This window comes from Marinobacter subterrani (assembly GCF_001045555.1).
GTDB lineage: Bacteria > Pseudomonadota > Gammaproteobacteria > Pseudomonadales > Oleiphilaceae > Marinobacter > Marinobacter subterrani.
This window is the reverse complement of the sequence record NZ_LFBU01000001.1, coordinates 477,024-491,221: the sequence shown is the minus strand read 5'-3', so window position 1 is coordinate 491,221 and position 14,198 is coordinate 477,024. Positions and strand designations below refer to the sequence as shown.

14 protein-coding genes are annotated in these 14,198 nt (G+C 55.3%); 5 read left to right on the top strand and 9 right to left on the bottom strand.

The window, feature by feature from the left end:
• Positions 1 to 11: 11 nt before the first annotated feature.
• From msub_RS02360 to msub_RS02335, 6 genes are all read right to left on the bottom strand, one after another.
• On the bottom strand, positions 12 to 638 hold the full coding sequence (locus msub_RS02360) for a condensin complex protein MksE (protein ID WP_227506612.1): 627 nt from the start codon (positions 636 to 638) through the stop codon (positions 12 to 14).
• Positions 631 to 2,076, bottom strand: a complete 1,446-nt coding sequence (locus msub_RS02355) for a hypothetical protein (RefSeq protein ID WP_048494536.1) — start codon at positions 2,074 to 2,076, stop codon at positions 631 to 633. Before msub_RS02355 ends, msub_RS02360 begins: the two co-directional genes overlap by 8 nt.
• Positions 2,069 to 5,008 carry a coiled-coil domain-containing protein gene (locus tag msub_RS02350; RefSeq protein WP_048494535.1) on the bottom strand — a complete coding sequence of 980 codons (2,940 nt, stop codon included), beginning with the start codon at positions 5,006 to 5,008 and terminating at the stop codon, positions 2,069 to 2,071. The genes msub_RS02355 and msub_RS02350 overlap by 8 nt, the downstream gene beginning before the upstream one ends.
• On the bottom strand, positions 5,001 to 5,840 hold the full coding sequence (locus msub_RS02345; RefSeq protein WP_197083774.1) for a hypothetical protein: 840 nt from the start codon (positions 5,838 to 5,840) through the stop codon (positions 5,001 to 5,003). Before msub_RS02345 ends, msub_RS02350 begins: the two co-directional genes overlap by 8 nt.
• Before the next feature lie 183 nt (positions 5,841 to 6,023).
• Entirely contained in the window at positions 6,024 to 6,548 is a 525-nt protein-coding gene (locus msub_RS02340) for a DUF2141 domain-containing protein (protein ID WP_082146382.1), read from the bottom strand.
• Positions 6,549 to 6,583: 35 nt separating this feature from the next.
• A complete protein-coding gene (locus msub_RS02335) occupies positions 6,584 to 7,570 on the bottom strand; it encodes a fatty acid desaturase (RefSeq protein ID WP_048494534.1) in 987 nt (328 codons plus the stop codon).
• A gap of 231 nt (positions 7,571 to 7,801) precedes the next feature.
• Here msub_RS02335 and msub_RS02330 point away from each other — a divergent pair, with 231 nt between their 5' ends.
• The 4 genes from msub_RS02330 to msub_RS02315 all read left to right on the top strand — a co-directional run bounded on the left by msub_RS02330 (position 7,802) and on the right by msub_RS02315 (position 10,899).
• Positions 7,802 to 8,338, top strand: a complete 537-nt coding sequence (locus msub_RS02330; protein ID WP_048494533.1) for a CIA30 family protein — start codon at positions 7,802 to 7,804, stop codon at positions 8,336 to 8,338.
• On the top strand, positions 8,335 to 9,153 hold the full coding sequence (locus msub_RS02325) for an SDR family NAD(P)-dependent oxidoreductase (protein WP_048494532.1): 819 nt from the start codon (positions 8,335 to 8,337) through the stop codon (positions 9,151 to 9,153). The genes msub_RS02330 and msub_RS02325 overlap by 4 nt, the downstream gene beginning before the upstream one ends.
• A 124-nt stretch (positions 9,154 to 9,277) precedes the next feature.
• Positions 9,278 to 9,601: a helix-turn-helix domain-containing protein gene (locus msub_RS02320; RefSeq protein ID WP_048494531.1), complete on the top strand. Its 324-nt coding sequence runs from the start codon at positions 9,278 to 9,280 to the stop codon at positions 9,599 to 9,601.
• Complete coding sequence (locus msub_RS02315; protein WP_227506611.1) at positions 9,598 to 10,899, top strand: type II toxin-antitoxin system HipA family toxin; 1,302 nt, start codon at positions 9,598 to 9,600, stop codon at positions 10,897 to 10,899. The genes msub_RS02320 and msub_RS02315 overlap by 4 nt, the downstream gene beginning before the upstream one ends.
• Here the strand turns inward: msub_RS02315 and msub_RS02310 are convergent.
• On the bottom strand, positions 10,884 to 11,048 hold the full coding sequence (locus tag msub_RS02310) for a hypothetical protein (protein ID WP_227506610.1): 165 nt from the start codon (positions 11,046 to 11,048) through the stop codon (positions 10,884 to 10,886). The two genes, msub_RS02315 and msub_RS02310, sit on opposite strands and share 16 nt — an antisense overlap.
• A gap of 142 nt (positions 11,049 to 11,190) precedes the next feature.
• Here msub_RS02310 and msub_RS02305 point away from each other — a divergent pair, with 142 nt between their 5' ends.
• Positions 11,191 to 11,448 (top strand): YdcH family protein, encoded by a 258-nt coding sequence (locus tag msub_RS02305; protein WP_048494528.1) that lies wholly within the window; start codon positions 11,191 to 11,193, stop codon positions 11,446 to 11,448.
• Positions 11,449 to 11,641: 193 nt separating this feature from the next.
• Here the strand turns inward: msub_RS02305 and msub_RS02300 are convergent, their stop codons facing one another.
• Together msub_RS02300 and msub_RS02295 are read right to left on the bottom strand one after the other, a co-directional pair.
• Positions 11,642 to 12,325 carry an SOUL family heme-binding protein gene (locus tag msub_RS02300; protein WP_227506609.1) on the bottom strand — a complete coding sequence of 228 codons (684 nt, stop codon included), beginning with the start codon at positions 12,323 to 12,325 and terminating at the stop codon, positions 11,642 to 11,644.
• Positions 12,326 to 14,005, bottom strand: a complete 1,680-nt coding sequence (locus msub_RS02295; RefSeq protein ID WP_048494526.1) for a class I SAM-dependent methyltransferase — start codon at positions 14,003 to 14,005, stop codon at positions 12,326 to 12,328.
• Positions 14,006 to 14,198 lie beyond the last annotated feature (193 nt).

Below are 14,198 nucleotides of genomic sequence, written 5' to 3'. Positions count from 1 at the left end.
GCAGTGCGCCACTATCCCTGCTCATACTCCCGCACCAGCTCCTGCAGAAAATAGAGACCGGCGGAACTCAGGAAGCAGCGACCGGCGCCAGCACGGAACAGGAGATGGCGTTTATCCAGGTAGTCCAGGGCTTCCGGGACCCCTTTTTCAAAGCGGGCCGCCCTGAGAATCTCCTGATATTCCTCATCGCTCTCCAATGCCGACAGGTCTTGCTCGTTCAGCCCGGCATCCGGGCGCCCAAGGTATTCCAAGTCGCGACCGCTGCGGGCAAAATAGCGCCCGATCAACAGAAGTATCACCTGCACCCGGAACGCGTTCTCGTCGTGTTCCTCGTTCTCGTCGTCACTGCTTTCCTTGAGAAAGAAAAACGCGCCGGTTTCGTTAAACACCAGCTCGCTGCCCAGATGTTCGTAGAAGGTCCGGAAATGGGACAGATGGTTGTACAGCAGGTTGTAGAGCGGGTTGGCTCGCAACTCTGAGCGGTTGCTGTCCCAGACATCACGCACAATCACCCGGCCGGCCTGGAATTCCCGATAAGTCGCGGCGCTGTGTGCCGGCAGGATCTGCTCGAAGCTGCTCGAAGTTTGTGAATGATCGGCGGATTCGGTGGTATCCATCGCGTCAGAGAATTCAGGCATGCTGTTGCTCTTCTTGATTGACCGGGGCGTTGCTTTCAGTAGGTTCCAGATTTTCCAGACGGCGTTTGCGGTAGACAAATTGCTCGCTGTCCGATGACTGGTCCAGAATTCGGAAACGGTTGGTGGTGACTACCTGCAGGCCCGCCGGCGGCGAGTTTACCAGCCGGTTCAGAGCTGCCAACAGGTCCGGGAAGCGATAGCCGGGAATAAAGCCGTCCAGGCGGCCGTGCAGCTCCCGCACCAGATCGGAAGTGGGCCGAAGCTCCAGGGTTTCCAGCCATTGATAGAGCTGGTTGATACGCTGGACATCAATCCGGGTATGGCGACCGCTGCCATCGACCTGCTGCAGAACGGGCACCTCGGCTTTGCGGCGAAGATCGTTCAGGCGCAGCGCCAGTTCGCTGAACAGCAACTGATAGTAGCTGGATGAGTTCCCGAAGGCGTAGTGTTTAGGACGCTGCTGGGCCCGCAGTCCGACAAGGAAGCCGGTGCTGCGAGCAAAGTCCCCGCCCTCCAGCCATTTACGTTTCAGGCTGAGGGTCTCGGTTTCGCTCTTGAGCTCCTGCAGCTTGCCGTAAAAATGCTCCATGGCGTTGTACTGGACCATGCCCTGCCGGGTCTTGCGCAGGAAGTGCTCCACCTCCTGGGCCACCGCTGAAATCGGTTTATACAGGGCATTCAGGCTGATGGAGGACCGGAACAACTGGTCCGCCAGGTTTTGGTCGTCGTGGGTTTCCAGCAGCCGGACGATGGCTTCCAGGGTCTCGAACAGGTTGCTGCCATCGGGCAGTCGTGTGTCCGGGTTCAGAAACACCAGGGTCGGTTTGATGTGGCGCTCGTACAGGGTAACGATCTGCTCGAACAGGTTCTGGCGGAACTCCAGGTATTTCTCCGGCGCCCGGCTGGCGTCGCCGGACAGATCCGCAAGCTGGGCACTGATGGTCTGCATGCGCAGCACATTCTGCCGCAGCAGGCCAATCAGCTGGCTGACCCGTTCGTTCAGGTCGTCCCGCAGTTCGGTGTAATCGGGATCCGCCTCACTGAAGCTGCTGGTCTCCAGCCGGTTGCGAACATCCCGCAGGGTGACCAGGTGGCCACGCAGGCGGGCATCGGTCAGTTCCTGGTACAGCGAGGCGTTGCAAGCGCGCATCAGGTTGATCAGGGCATCCTGGAACACCAGGCGCCGCTCGCCTTCGGCCTTGATGATGTCGATCACCAGCCCGCTGCGGAACAGATTGTCGGTGTTCAGCGCCAACCGCACCCGGTCCCGGTCGGCATTGCCAAGGGTGCGGGTATAGTCCATCACCTCGGCCACCAGATCGCTTTCGCGAATATACCGGGCTTCGTTCCGGTCCATCCGCTCAATCATCCGGAACAGAATCTTCGGGTGCTCGAACAGCAGCCGGGTGGTGTCCAGGGTGCTGAAGCGTTTACTCATCCGCCGGCTCCAGCAGGCTGTTCTGGGTCTGGTCGGCCCAGTGGCTCAGGGATTCGCCGTTGGTAAAACCCTCGGCCCCGCCCCAGAACACCAGCGTGCGCTGCGGGCTGTAGGGCTTTGCCGTGCGCATCTGCCCCACTTCCAGGTGCCTGCCAATCAGGTAGATCACTTCCGCACTGGCGCTGTGGGTGGCGGCGGAGAACAGGTTGAAACCCTGCTTGCGCAGCCGCTCCAGCAGCGAAGGCATCTGGCTGATGTCCACACTGGCCAGCTCGTCCAGCACCATGGGGAACGACAGCTGCACGCCGGGATACAACACCCGTTTCAGCAGCCGGTACACCAGTTCAAGATTGATCAGTGCCGTGGTGGACGTGGACTGGCCTTTCTTGTCCAGGTTTGCGGCGTTTTCCTTTCGGGTTCGGTAGGAAATACCGGTGATCACCTTGTCCATGGTCAGTCGCTTGCTACCGCCCTCCCCGAAAAAGTCCGCCACGAACACCCGTAAACGGTCATAGAACGCGTCTGACTGCAGCTGATTGCCATACGGATCGATGTTGTTGGCTTCTTCCACCAGATTGCGGAATTTCGGATCGGTGTGGATATCCACGCGGATTTCCACCAGGTCGTTGATGCGCACGCCGTCGAGTTCCCGGTTAAGCTGCGCTTCAAAGCGGGCAATGTGTTCATGGTTGGATTTCAGGGCCTGCCGGTAGCTCGCGACGGTTTCATTGTGGATGCCGACTTGCTGCTCCAGCACATTCCAGCGCTCGGCCATGCCGGCAAACAGATCCGACAGGCTTTTGAACGTTTCGCGGATAACGGATGACGCCGGGCTGTCTTTCTGCAGCTCACCTTCGGCATCGTCATGAATGCCCAGATAAACGAACTGTCGAAGGTGATCGAGAATACTGCGCCGACGCTCTTCCAGGTCGTCCAGCTGGGTTTGCAGGTCGTCGAACGCGGCAACAGACACCTGCTCAATCGCCAGCGGCTGCTCGGCTTCCACCGCTTTCAGGTGCGGGAAGCGATGCTCGACGGTCCCAACGCTTCGGCTCAGGCCCGCCAGTTCCCGTTCGCGCTCCTCGATACGCTCTTTTTCTGCCCTGGCTTTGGCGGCCTTCTGCTGAACCGCATCCTGCTTTTCCTGCTCCAGCCGGGCCTGTTCTTCCAGCTTGGCCAGCTGTTCCTCCGCCGCCTGCTTCTCCTCAGTAGCGTCCCGCAGGGTGGTGGCCGCGGCCGGGTAACGGCTCAGGGTATCCAGATCCTTTTCGATGGCGCGAATCTCTTTTTCCGTGCGCTCGATCAACCGTGGTCGGTCATGTTCCTGGTTGGCAGTGTCTGCCAGCTCCGCCCGCTCCTTTTCCAGGCCATGAACCTCCCCTTCCAAATGCCGGCGCTGCTCTGCAAAATCCGTCTGCCGGGCCGGTTGGACCGGGTATTCAGCATCGAACCAGTCAAAGCCTTTGTCCGTGGGCACAAACAGCCGGGCGAACGCTTCGATGGCCGCCTTGCTGTCGGCGTCCAGATCCTGGCCCGGGCTGGCCATCACCAATCTGGGGTCCACGGCCCTCAGCGGTGCAGCGGTGGCTTCATCCAACTGGTTCTGCAACTGCCAATGTTGCTTGCTCTCCCTGTCCTTCAGGGATGCCAGTTTGCGCTCCAGTTCCTGCTTCTTTTTCTGGATCTGCTCCAGCCGGATTTCCGCCTGGGCGGCACTTTTGAGGGCGGCCAGGTGCCCTTTCTTGCTATCAAGTTCCTCTTTCTGGATGTCCCCGATTTCCTGAAGGGTCATCTCCCCGTACTGGGACACCAGCAGATCGCCATCTTTCTGGTTCTGCTCGGCCTGCTTGATGCGCCGGTCTGCGGAACGGATCTCGCCCTTCAGGCCGCTGGCGTCCTGCTCCAGCTTTTTCAGGGCCTGCAGCACGTGGCGCAGAGTGTCGTTCTGTTCATTGAACGCCTCCACTGCGGCTTTACGCCTGACGCCAATGTCCTGCAAGGCGTGGGTGACGCCATCCCTGAAAGCGGCAAACTCGTGCTGGCTGCGAAGCAGGGTTTGGTAGGCCTGATAATCCTTTTGCAGCTTCTCGAACCGTGAACGCTCTTTTTCAATCTGGTTCAGTTGGATTTGCTGTTGCTTCAGTTGATCGTGCCGGTTGAGAAACTCATCGATATTAAAATCGAAGGCATCGTCGGCAAACTTCTTGTCTGCCTCGATGATGCTGGCCACCGCGTTGGACATGGCCTGATCGTCCGCCTTCATTTCAAACAACAGCAGGATCAACGTGCGCAGAGACTGCACCCGGCGCTCGTCGGATTCACCCAAAGGCAGCACCGAATAACGCACGGCATCGGCGTTCATCAGCTCGCTGCTGTACAGCATCTGTTTGAGTTTCGCCGGATCATTCACCAGACGGGTGTCTTTGGAGAACTTTTTAAGGGCCTCGGACAGACGGCTGAACGACAGCTCCGGCACCGCCTGGCCAATGCCGTCTTCATCATCCCCATTCCAGAACAGGGGCCGCAGCTGGTCGTAGCCCACCGGCACGAAAGCACGGCCATAGCTGAGCTGACTGGCGCTGTCCCGGTACAAAATCTGGCAATGCACGCCGGCCGGGTTTTCCGCTTCCATGATCAGGAAGCTGAATTGGCTGGGAAAGTAATGCTGGTAGCTTTCCTCGTTGGAGTAAAAGCTACCAGCGCTGGCATTGCGGAAGGCGAATTTCTTGCGGCTGTTCTTGAAGTTGTTTTCCGGCAGCAGGAACAGGCGCAGGCTGTTTAAAAGACTGGACTTGCCCAGATTGCCCGGGCCCAGGATCAGGCCATGGTTGTCCACCGGAATTTCCACGTAACAGAAGCCGGCGGAATCCACCAGCACCAGACGGCGGATGCCAAAGGTAAAATTGCTTGCGCTCCCCTGGGAGTCACTCATCCAGAATCATCTCCTGCTCCATGAATTTGCCGGTGGCCCGGAAGGCCTCTGCCAGGGGCACAAAACCAAGCCCCTCTGCCAACGATATCGCCCTTGTGAACCGCTCGGTGGTGTCCGGTATATGGCGGAACCACGCCAGCCATGGTTGCCAGTCGGGCGGCTGGACAAACGTGGCTTTATCACCAAGAGAGGCTGCGATCGTCGAGAACATTTGCAGACCACCCGCATCATAATCGAATGCGCAGAATACTTCTTCATAGCCCTGCAACCAGTCGAGAATCGCGCGCCGGGTAACCCGGTTGCCACCGCCTAATACCACATCACAGTCCGCAAGATGAAAACGCTTGCCCAGCGCCTCACCGGCAAAGTGCAGCATCTTTGGGTATTGGTAGAAGTTACGCTCGTTCTCTACGATCAGCACGGAACGTGCGCGCTGAAAACCGATATCCACACAATCGCTCTCGATGACCACCACATCCGGCCGACTGGATTCCAGCCTCCGATGGTAAACCAGAAGAAAACTGACCTCGGTACCATGGCGATGGGAGTCACCTTTCTTGGCGGCATCTATCCGGCTGACGGGAGCCTCTGCAACATTCTGCAGCTCCGCGAAAGCGGTTTCATCCTGAACGGTAACCAGCCACCGGTTGGCCTGGACTTTTTCCGTGGCAAACAGTTCCCGATGGCGCTGGCGAAACGGCTCAGGAAGCTTCTTGAGGAAGGCTTCATAGTTGATGGGCTGGCCACGGAGGATTTTCTCAAGGTAATCGTTCAAGGGCGTACCACGGTTATTCTTGGAGTTGCGTAAGGGCTGGGAAGCAAAATAACTCATAAAGCGTTAATCTGGATACCATTCATACCGCCTCACCACTCTTGGAGCAAACACTAGGCGCCTTCAGTATTTAATAGACGAGGCTAGCGCTCTCCTCGGAGTAGAACTCGCCGAGCAAGGATCGCCAGTGAGATATTGCGTAACCGTCCGGTAATTCCATCTTGAGTAATGCAATAGAGGCCCTCAATAACTCAATCTAATAGCCAGGTCCAGATTTCCCCCATCGTACGAAAATCTGGCGGCCTCGAATGAAGGCGCACTCATCCCAGCCTCTGCACCGCTTGAAAAACCAAAACCTTCCGTGGGAACCCCCAGAAAGTTCGTGTTGAGCTTGCCATCCATATTCTCATCATGGATGACGGCCAGCGCATAGGTTCCCGGAGAAATATCGAGGAAGCTACAACGTGCCTTCGTATCTCGAATTTTCATCATCATGATATGGGTCGCGGAATGCAGAAACTCCGCAGGGAAGCCCTCTGGCGATTCGAAAAGTGCGCAAGCTACAGTCCCGGTGCTGTTTTCGATATTCTGAATGTCTACATGGATTCCTGGACATGAGGGTTCGGCGAGGGCGGGAAGATTCGTAAACGCCAGCGCGGATCCCAATGCTACATACCTGACCCTCATGGAGTACCGAATCAGAGCTGGCATGTCGGTGGAGGTCAATTCGGATCCCCGCTTATTTGGCTTTCTCATCAGTATCTTCATAGCTCTAATCTCCCTGGCTGGGGTCTCCACTTTCGCTAGGGGAAGGCGACCATCCTTTCCTGGCTTTCGTCCCAGAGTTTGAGCCGGAAGCTGTGCAGGCTCTGCCGCAAGGTCAAAGGCTCTCTGGCGCGCACAGCGGGAACCTCGTTGTAACACTCGGGCAAACGATAATTCGGGATCCGGGCATTGAGATGATGGATATGGTGATACCCGATGTTCGCCGAAAACCAGCGCAAAATTGTCGGCAATTTATAGAAGGAACTGCCTTCCATGGCGGCCCGCAACGCATCCCATTCCCCTTTTCGGGCCCAGTAACCGCCTTCGAACTGGTGCTGAACGTAGAACAGCCAGATACCGCCCATACCCGCCAACCACAACACAGGTAGCTGAATCAATAAATAAGTCTGCCAACCGATCGTTTGGGCGGCGATCAGGAATACACCAACGATAGCAAGATTCGTGAATAGGACGCTCTTTCGCTCTTTGCGCTGAACTTTCTTGCTCGGCAGTCTGTTGCTGAGCAGGAAATTGAAAATGGCGCCAAAGCCCAGGAGCACCACCGGATTACGGTAGAGCCTGTAAATCCAACGCTTAAGTCTCGGCGACTGATTGTATTCGCGTAGGGTGAGCGTCCAGATATCGCCAAAGCCCCGGGTATCGAGATTGGCGTAGCTGACATGGTGACGAAGATGGCTGAGGCGCCAGTCATCGAAGGGCGTAAACACGAGGACGCCCAACAGCCGCCCTACCCAGGTGTTGGCACGCGTTGATGGCAGGAACGAACCATGGACACAATCGTGGAACAGAATGAAAAGGCGGACCAAAAACGCGGCTGCCACCACCGAGAGTGCCAGTGTCCACAAATAGGAAACATCATGCCGGATAGAGAGGATCATCACGTACCACAAGCCGGCGTAAGGAACAAGGGTATTGATAAGCTGCCAAATCGCCTTGCCAAGGCTGGGGATTCGGAACTGTTTCAGCGCCGGACGCGCATCCGGCCATGAGGAATTGGCTTGCATGTCGCCTCCATTCGAGTATTTACGGTACTCAGGCCATCGAGAACCTTTGCGCTTAGCGCAAGCAAACGCCGATCAAAATGCTTGGATCCCTAGACTTCATTTTTGACTACTTTTTAATCATGCTAGAACCTTTGATCCCGTTATACAAACGTCTGCCGGGGACCCTGTTGTGGATAATTGTTGTGGCGGCAAACGAAACTTAATAAATTTTGAATTATCGAAGGTAACTCAATGGAAAAGCAGGATATTTCCGGAAACTCCACGCAACATCCTCTACTTGTCTCGTTCCATACAGAGGCAAGCCAGTTAACCTGGCAGCCCCTCGGTGACCGCGTGATGGGCGGGCAGTCTGACGGCACCGTTGAACGCGCTGAAGGTGGCGTTGGGATCTTTCACGGGACTGTGCGGCTGGACAACGGCGGCGGTTTTTCGTCTGTGAAAGCTGACCTGCCGAAGCCTTTCGATGCAGCTCCATACTCAGGCATCGAGCTTCTTGCCCGAGGCGACGGAAAAACCTACAAGATTGGGCTTCGCAACAGCACCAACCGGCGAAGCATTGTTTACCAGCATGCATTCACACCGGATACGGAAGGGTGGAGCCGCATCCGTCTTCCCTTCAGTGGGTTCATACCAACCTGGCGCGGCAAGACAGTGACCGATGCGGAACCATTGGATCTTGAACACCTGGCTTCAGTCAGCCTTTTCGTGTCCGGGCGACAGGCTGGTGAATTTCAGTTGAAGATGCAGGATTGGAGGTTGACCCGATGACCAAACTCGCCCTTGTAACCGGTGCCAGCGCCGGCATTGGCCGTGAAGCCTGCGCCCTCTTTGCCCGGAAAGGCTACAGGGTGATCGCCCTGTCCCGACAGCCAACCGGCGTCGAGTCCGCAGATCTGGAGCTGGGGCTGGATCTTGAATCCTTTGAGCAGATTGAAGGGCTTGCGGGCACGCTGGAGGCAGAAATTGCGGCAGCCGAGCGGGTTATTCTGGTCAACAACTCCGGTTACGGGCAATTTGGAGCGCTTCGTGATCTCTCCGAATCCATGTGGCAAAAGCAGTTCAGCACCCACGTTTTCGGCCCCATCAAACTGGCTGCCGTCTGCCTGAGACTCTGCGAACAACACGGCATACCCATGCGGGTGATCGCGGTTAGCTCCGTTCTATCCATCGCGCCCCAGAAAATGAAAGGCGCCTACTGTGCCGCCAAATCCGCGATGAACACGGCCCATGAAAGCTTCTGGTTTGATGAGCAGGGCAGCACAAGCCTGGAAAGTGTCTCGCTGGTGCTCCCGGGCCCCGTGGTGACCCGGTTCAGAGAACATGCCCTGGCCGCTTTGCAGCCGGTGCTTGGCCGGGCAAGCGCCGTGCACCGGGAAAAGTACAAAGCCATGGAAGCAGCGCTCGCGCCAGGCGCCAGAATCAAGCCCTTTACAGCCAGTGCGTCGGACGTCGCGAAAAAGATTGTCAGGGCTGCAGAAGCAGGACGTCCCAAGCCTCGATATCTGGTTACACCCCAGACCTATGCTGCCGACTTTATCACCCGGTTTATTCCCCGGTCGATCCAGAGAATCCTATTGAGGTAGGCAACCATCCGCTAAAGCCGGCCCCGTTTGGGCTGCAAGCCGAATAGCAACATATGTATTGCAAAAACTCTAAATAGCAACTAATGTGTTTCATATGGACTAATAGCAACCTATAAGCTTCATCATGAATTCACTACTCGAACAGATAAAAACTCGCCGTAAAGCCCTGGCGCTAAAGCAACACGACATGATGCTGCGCGTGGGAATGTCCCGCCAGCAATATCAGCGGCTGGAATCCAAAGGCAATCCGAGGCTCGGTACTCTTGAGCTGGTAGCCAAAGGACTTAAAAGCGAATTGCTGCTTATTCCGCAGGAAAAGCTGAGCGCCGTGTTGGCTGTACTCGCGGAAGATTCAACGACACCTGGCGGGCCAGATCAATCCACCAGGAAAAAAAGTGAATCACTAGCCGATGATCCATGGCAAGGATTGCTGGGAGAAAACGAGTGAGCCCAAACGCCAACGATGAAGTCAATGTATTGCAGCTCACCATTCATGGCGTTCTGGTAGGCTACCTCGCGGGCTTTCAGAATGGTCGCAATGTATTGAGCATTGCGGATACCTTCAGAAATAATCCCTCACGCCCAACCTTCAGTTTAATTACCCACCCCACGTTTCCGAATGCAGCCAGGCTAATGTCGGAACCGTGGGCACGAAATCAACGGCTGCATCCTGTGCTGTCTAATCTGCTCCCAGAAGGCGCCCTACGTGAACTCACAGCGCAAGTCCTGAAGGTGCATGTCGATAATGAATTTCAGATACTCTCGTATCTCGGAAAAGATTTGCCGGGGGCTATCGAAGCCACCCCCATGGACCCTCAGGAGGTTCCCGCCTATTTACTCGACAACGTGCTAAACACTCACGGGAAAGTCAAAGCGGTCAAATTCGATACAGAGGCTCTTCGTAACAAAGGAAAAGACCGGTTTTCCCTCGCTGGCGTGCAAATGAAATTTTCCATGAAGGAAAGCGATGGGCGTTACAATTTGTCGCAAGACAATGTGCTGGGTGACTGGATCATCAAAACGCCCTCCACCAAGCACAAATTTGTACCGCTGAACGAATACACCGCCATGTCACTGGCGGGGCTCGCGGGTGTTGATATTCCCGAGATCCGTCTTGTTGAGCTGGACAAGCTCGATAATCTGCCGCAAATCAACCTACCCGATGAGAAGCAAGCCTTCGCCATCAAGCGCTTCGACCGCGAGGGCAATCAGCGCATTCACATGGAAGACTTCGCCCAAATTTTGGTGAAGTACCCCCACGAAAAATACACATCCGCGAACTATGAGGCTATCGGCAAGGTCATCTATGATTTTTCTGGCGATGGGCTGGCCGACGCCCAACAGTTTGCCAGGCGTTTGTTGGTTAATATTATCCTGGCAAATGGCGATGCGCACCTGAAGAACTGGAGCTTGCTATACCCCGACAAGGTCACACCGCGACTGTCCCCCGCCTACGATATTGTGACTACCAATGTTTATATCGAGGGAGAAACCCAGTACGCGCTCAATCTCGGCAAAACAAAGGAGTGGTATGCCGTCACCATGGCGCACTTTCAGCGGTGGGCGGAAAAGTCAGGCGTTCCATGGCGGGCGATCAAGCCGCATTTGGACGACACGCTCAGCAAAGCACGGGAGCTATGGCCGGAAGCATTAGATACACTGCCGATGGATGAGACTCACAAAAGAGGGCTGAAAGAGCATTGGGGGAAACTTCACCAGGATTTTAAAATCTATACCACTGGCTGACGGCGGGCCTTCTTCACCCTCCGGGCCCGGCTCAGTTCATCCTTCACGTATGCCCCGACGGCCTTGAGGATGCCCAGATCCGGATCAGCCTCTTGGTCATCTGCCAGCCGGAAAATCTGCTGGTAGTACCAGGCCTGACCGCCCAGCACATTTTTCTGGGTTAAAAAATCAGGCCAATCATGAGCGAAAATGCCTACGCCTGGCGGCTTGTCACTGGTCATCGCCTTGCCGTACTGTTTGCCGTTGACGGTGCAAATTTAAACACACACCGCAATCAAAGGGATTGTCTTTATGTCACTGGAAAAACACGATCTGATTCATGAATTCCCAGACTCAAAAGAAGCCATTCATCAACTGAAAACCACCAACAATCATTTCGCGAAATTGTTTGAAGAGTACCATGAGCTGGATCATGCAGTTCACCATTTCGAAGGTGGTGCAGAGAACACCTCTGACGAGCATCTGGAAGATCTCAAGAAACAGCGCCTGAATCTGAAAGACCAGCTTTCTGGCATGATTCGAGAGTACGAATCCGCGCCTGAAAAATAGAAGTAACCCGGCAACTATTCCCCGGGCTCGGGCGGAAGCTCTCAGCTCGCGCCGGGGCTCTGCCCCTTTCCGCGAACATTCCTAAAAAGAATCTAAACCGCGATTTACCGCATCAATGGCGACGCGCACGTTTTGCATGATTAAACTTCCTATGATGATCGTGATGCCTGGGTGAGTAGACTGATACGCGCTATCACTGCAAATTGTTTATTGGGATCAAAATTTCATTTCGCCTTAAAAACCAGGGCATGAACGGTGGGTTATATCGCGCCCAGACTGGCTTGCCCTGAATAATGAATCCCTTTTTGTTGATCCATTCCTCCAACTTCGACTTGTTCTTTTGATAGCTCGATTTGCTCCAAAACCCGGAGTACTCGATGGCCGCCATCGTCTGCTCGGGCACCTGGCGTATGGTGATCCTCTCGTCCCTGGGTTTCGGAGTGGTCTGCATCGTAAATGATCCCGGCATCATAAAACTGACCGCCCATTTCCCGTCGACCTGCGTCTGCCCCACCGGTGCCGTCATGTCGATTTTCTGGCTCTCAGCCACCTGACCAACGGGCGCAGTCATGGCGATTTCCTGCTGGGCTTGGTTATTGCCGGAAATGTATTTAAACAAACGACCAAACGCTTCACTGCCCGCGTCTTCAAATTCCGTATCGACGACCGTCTCTGCAACAATATGCGGCTCGTAAAGACGCACTTCCAGGTTCTCCTCCTTCAGGAGTACTGTGTATTCCGCTTCTTCTGTCGCCATGGTGGTTGCCGATAAGAACATTGAGCAAAGGGAGAGAACGAGTGCTGCCTGCCGTTTAAGCATAATGTTTCCTTTCATTTTTACCTTAAAGCCCGAAAAGCCCGATTTCGCCCATCTCATTTACACGCCCAACCACTCTGCCAGCTGAAGATTGGTTTTCAGCCTCAATCGCTGCTGAAGCATCCCCTCAAAAACGCCTTCCACGGTTCGCTCCTGCCCTAGCAATGGTAGCGAGGCCTCAGCCTCTGAGAAGAACTGCTCCTCACGAGACGTGCCCACGATGGCTTGCTCCCACCAGTTCACTACTCGAGGGTGCGCCTGCTTGAGCAGCAAGTCTGCGGGTAACTTTTCGGACTTAGAGGCATTCGCCGTATGAGTCGCTGGCATCAGATTCCAAAGATCGTTGTTGTTCCATCGTGACCATGGAAAACAGTGGTCGACGTCAAACCGCTTCGCTTTGAGGTTCTGTGCTGTCCATACGCACTCGACCCTACCAGTCTCGAGCTGCTGGTTAATCATTTGCCGGACAGCTGACGTATCGCGCCGACCTTCCACCCACTGTAAACCACGATGATAGTCATCCATGCGGTAACGCAGATCCCAGCTACCCATCAAATCAATCCATTCATTAACAATCGCAGGCTCAATCCAGCACGCATAGCGACTGAATGCATCCCAGAGAAATGAAGGAACGCGGAAGGTGCCGAACCGGGAAAGCGTTGCTTTGTCCAAACGCACGGGTGCCTTCTTGATGATCATCCTGGCCGAACAGCCCTCGAAGATCGGACGGTTACTACCAGGCCAGGTCGTGAAATGTGCGGGGTTCTTGAGAATGGTCGAGCAAGCATCCCGGATAGCGCGCAGGACCACCGGAGCAACGTCGTCCGACAGCGACATACCCACTCTGAAATCCAGAGGCGTGAAACTATTCAGCTTGAAGAAATCGTCCGTGGCAAAGCCATAGCCACGGCTACCTGGCGCCTGTCTCAACTGGTGACGGAGAACCAGAGGGTGATAAAGCATAATCCAGAACAGCCCGACTGCACCAAGCGGAATCTCGACCCAGTCATCAGTGCGTTTAAGCGCCAGGCCGGGCGCACCGTCTGCGATCCGGACGAGAGTTCGCAGCAAACCCAATTTGTAAGTCGAAGACTTATTATCATTAACGATGATGTGGCGGACTGTCGGCAATGCGCCTGTGCCATCGTCCGCCAAACGAAAAGCCAGAGTCTCCCAGGAAACTTCGTCTCTCTGGAGCTCATCCTTATTGCGCCCGGCCGGCAACGGAAGCGGGATCAGTGCCCGGCGTTTGGCAAAACCCTCCAGCTCTTCCCTACCGACATCGTAAAAAAGCCGTTCGCCATCACCCGGCCCATGACGAAGTGTAATCACCAGCATTCCACCGGGTGCCAGAAGCTCAGTCAAAATTCGAAAGGCACGCTCACGATCGGATGGCGGGATATGCATCCAGACAGCGGAAACAAGAATCAGATCGAAGCGATAGCTCAGCTTCCGGATCTTGCCCAGATCAGGCAATTGATCGTCTAGCCAGTGAATGCTTTGATTGCGAGTGGCGTTCTGCCCCAGCTCTCGCAAGCCAGATGCGGGCTCCACCGCGACAACATCCCAACCCCGCGCGGCAAGAGCGCTGGAATCCCGGCCGCTGCCAGCGCCGACATCTAGAGCAAGACCTGATTTATCGCCAAGCAAGGAGAGCCAGTCTTGATGAACCTGTTCGAAGGTTAGCGACTGGTACTGGTCGTAAAAAGCTTTAGCCTTCTGGCTGTATACATCAATCACGAATATCTATTCCACCACGGGATATAGGCATCAACTCAAATCGCTCCTGAATTGTGGAATCGGTTATCAAGGTAAGCGCACTCGGATGAAAACCTGGCCCGAATCCACTCCTGAAGATATTTACCACCGAACGTGGCGTTAAAACATCAACTGATTCCGGAAGCTCTTCCTTTGTGGCAGTTGAGTGGCCTTA

Excerpts from the sequence above, each read along its gene's own strand:
- msub_RS02300 (WP_227506609.1), bottom strand. The coding sequence starts at position 12,325 with ATGAGATGGGCGAAATCGGGCTTTTCGGGCTTTAAGGTAAAAATGAAA.
- msub_RS02360 (WP_227506612.1), bottom strand. The coding sequence starts at position 638 with ATGCCTGAATTCTCTGACGCGATGGATACCACCGAATCCGCCGATCAT.
- msub_RS02355 (WP_048494536.1), bottom strand. The coding sequence starts at position 2,076 with ATGAGTAAACGCTTCAGCACCCTGGACACCACCCGGCTGCTGTTCGAG.
- msub_RS02350 (WP_048494535.1), bottom strand. The coding sequence starts at position 5,008 with ATGAGTGACTCCCAGGGGAGCGCAAGCAATTTTACCTTTGGCATCCGC.
- msub_RS02335 (WP_048494534.1), bottom strand. The coding sequence starts at position 7,570 with ATGCAAGCCAATTCCTCATGGCCGGATGCGCGTCCGGCGCTGAAACAG.
- msub_RS02345 (WP_197083774.1), bottom strand. The coding sequence starts at position 5,840 with ATGAGTTATTTTGCTTCCCAGCCCTTACGCAACTCCAAGAATAACCGT.
- msub_RS02320 (WP_048494531.1), top strand. The coding sequence starts at position 9,278 with ATGAATTCACTACTCGAACAGATAAAAACTCGCCGTAAAGCCCTGGCG.
- msub_RS02325 (WP_048494532.1), top strand. The coding sequence starts at position 8,335 with ATGACCAAACTCGCCCTTGTAACCGGTGCCAGCGCCGGCATTGGCCGT.
- msub_RS02305 (WP_048494528.1), top strand. The coding sequence starts at position 11,191 with ATGTCACTGGAAAAACACGATCTGATTCATGAATTCCCAGACTCAAAA.
- msub_RS02340 (WP_082146382.1), bottom strand. The coding sequence starts at position 6,548 with ATGAAGATACTGATGAGAAAGCCAAATAAGCGGGGATCCGAATTGACC.
- msub_RS02330 (WP_048494533.1), top strand. The coding sequence starts at position 7,802 with ATGGAAAAGCAGGATATTTCCGGAAACTCCACGCAACATCCTCTACTT.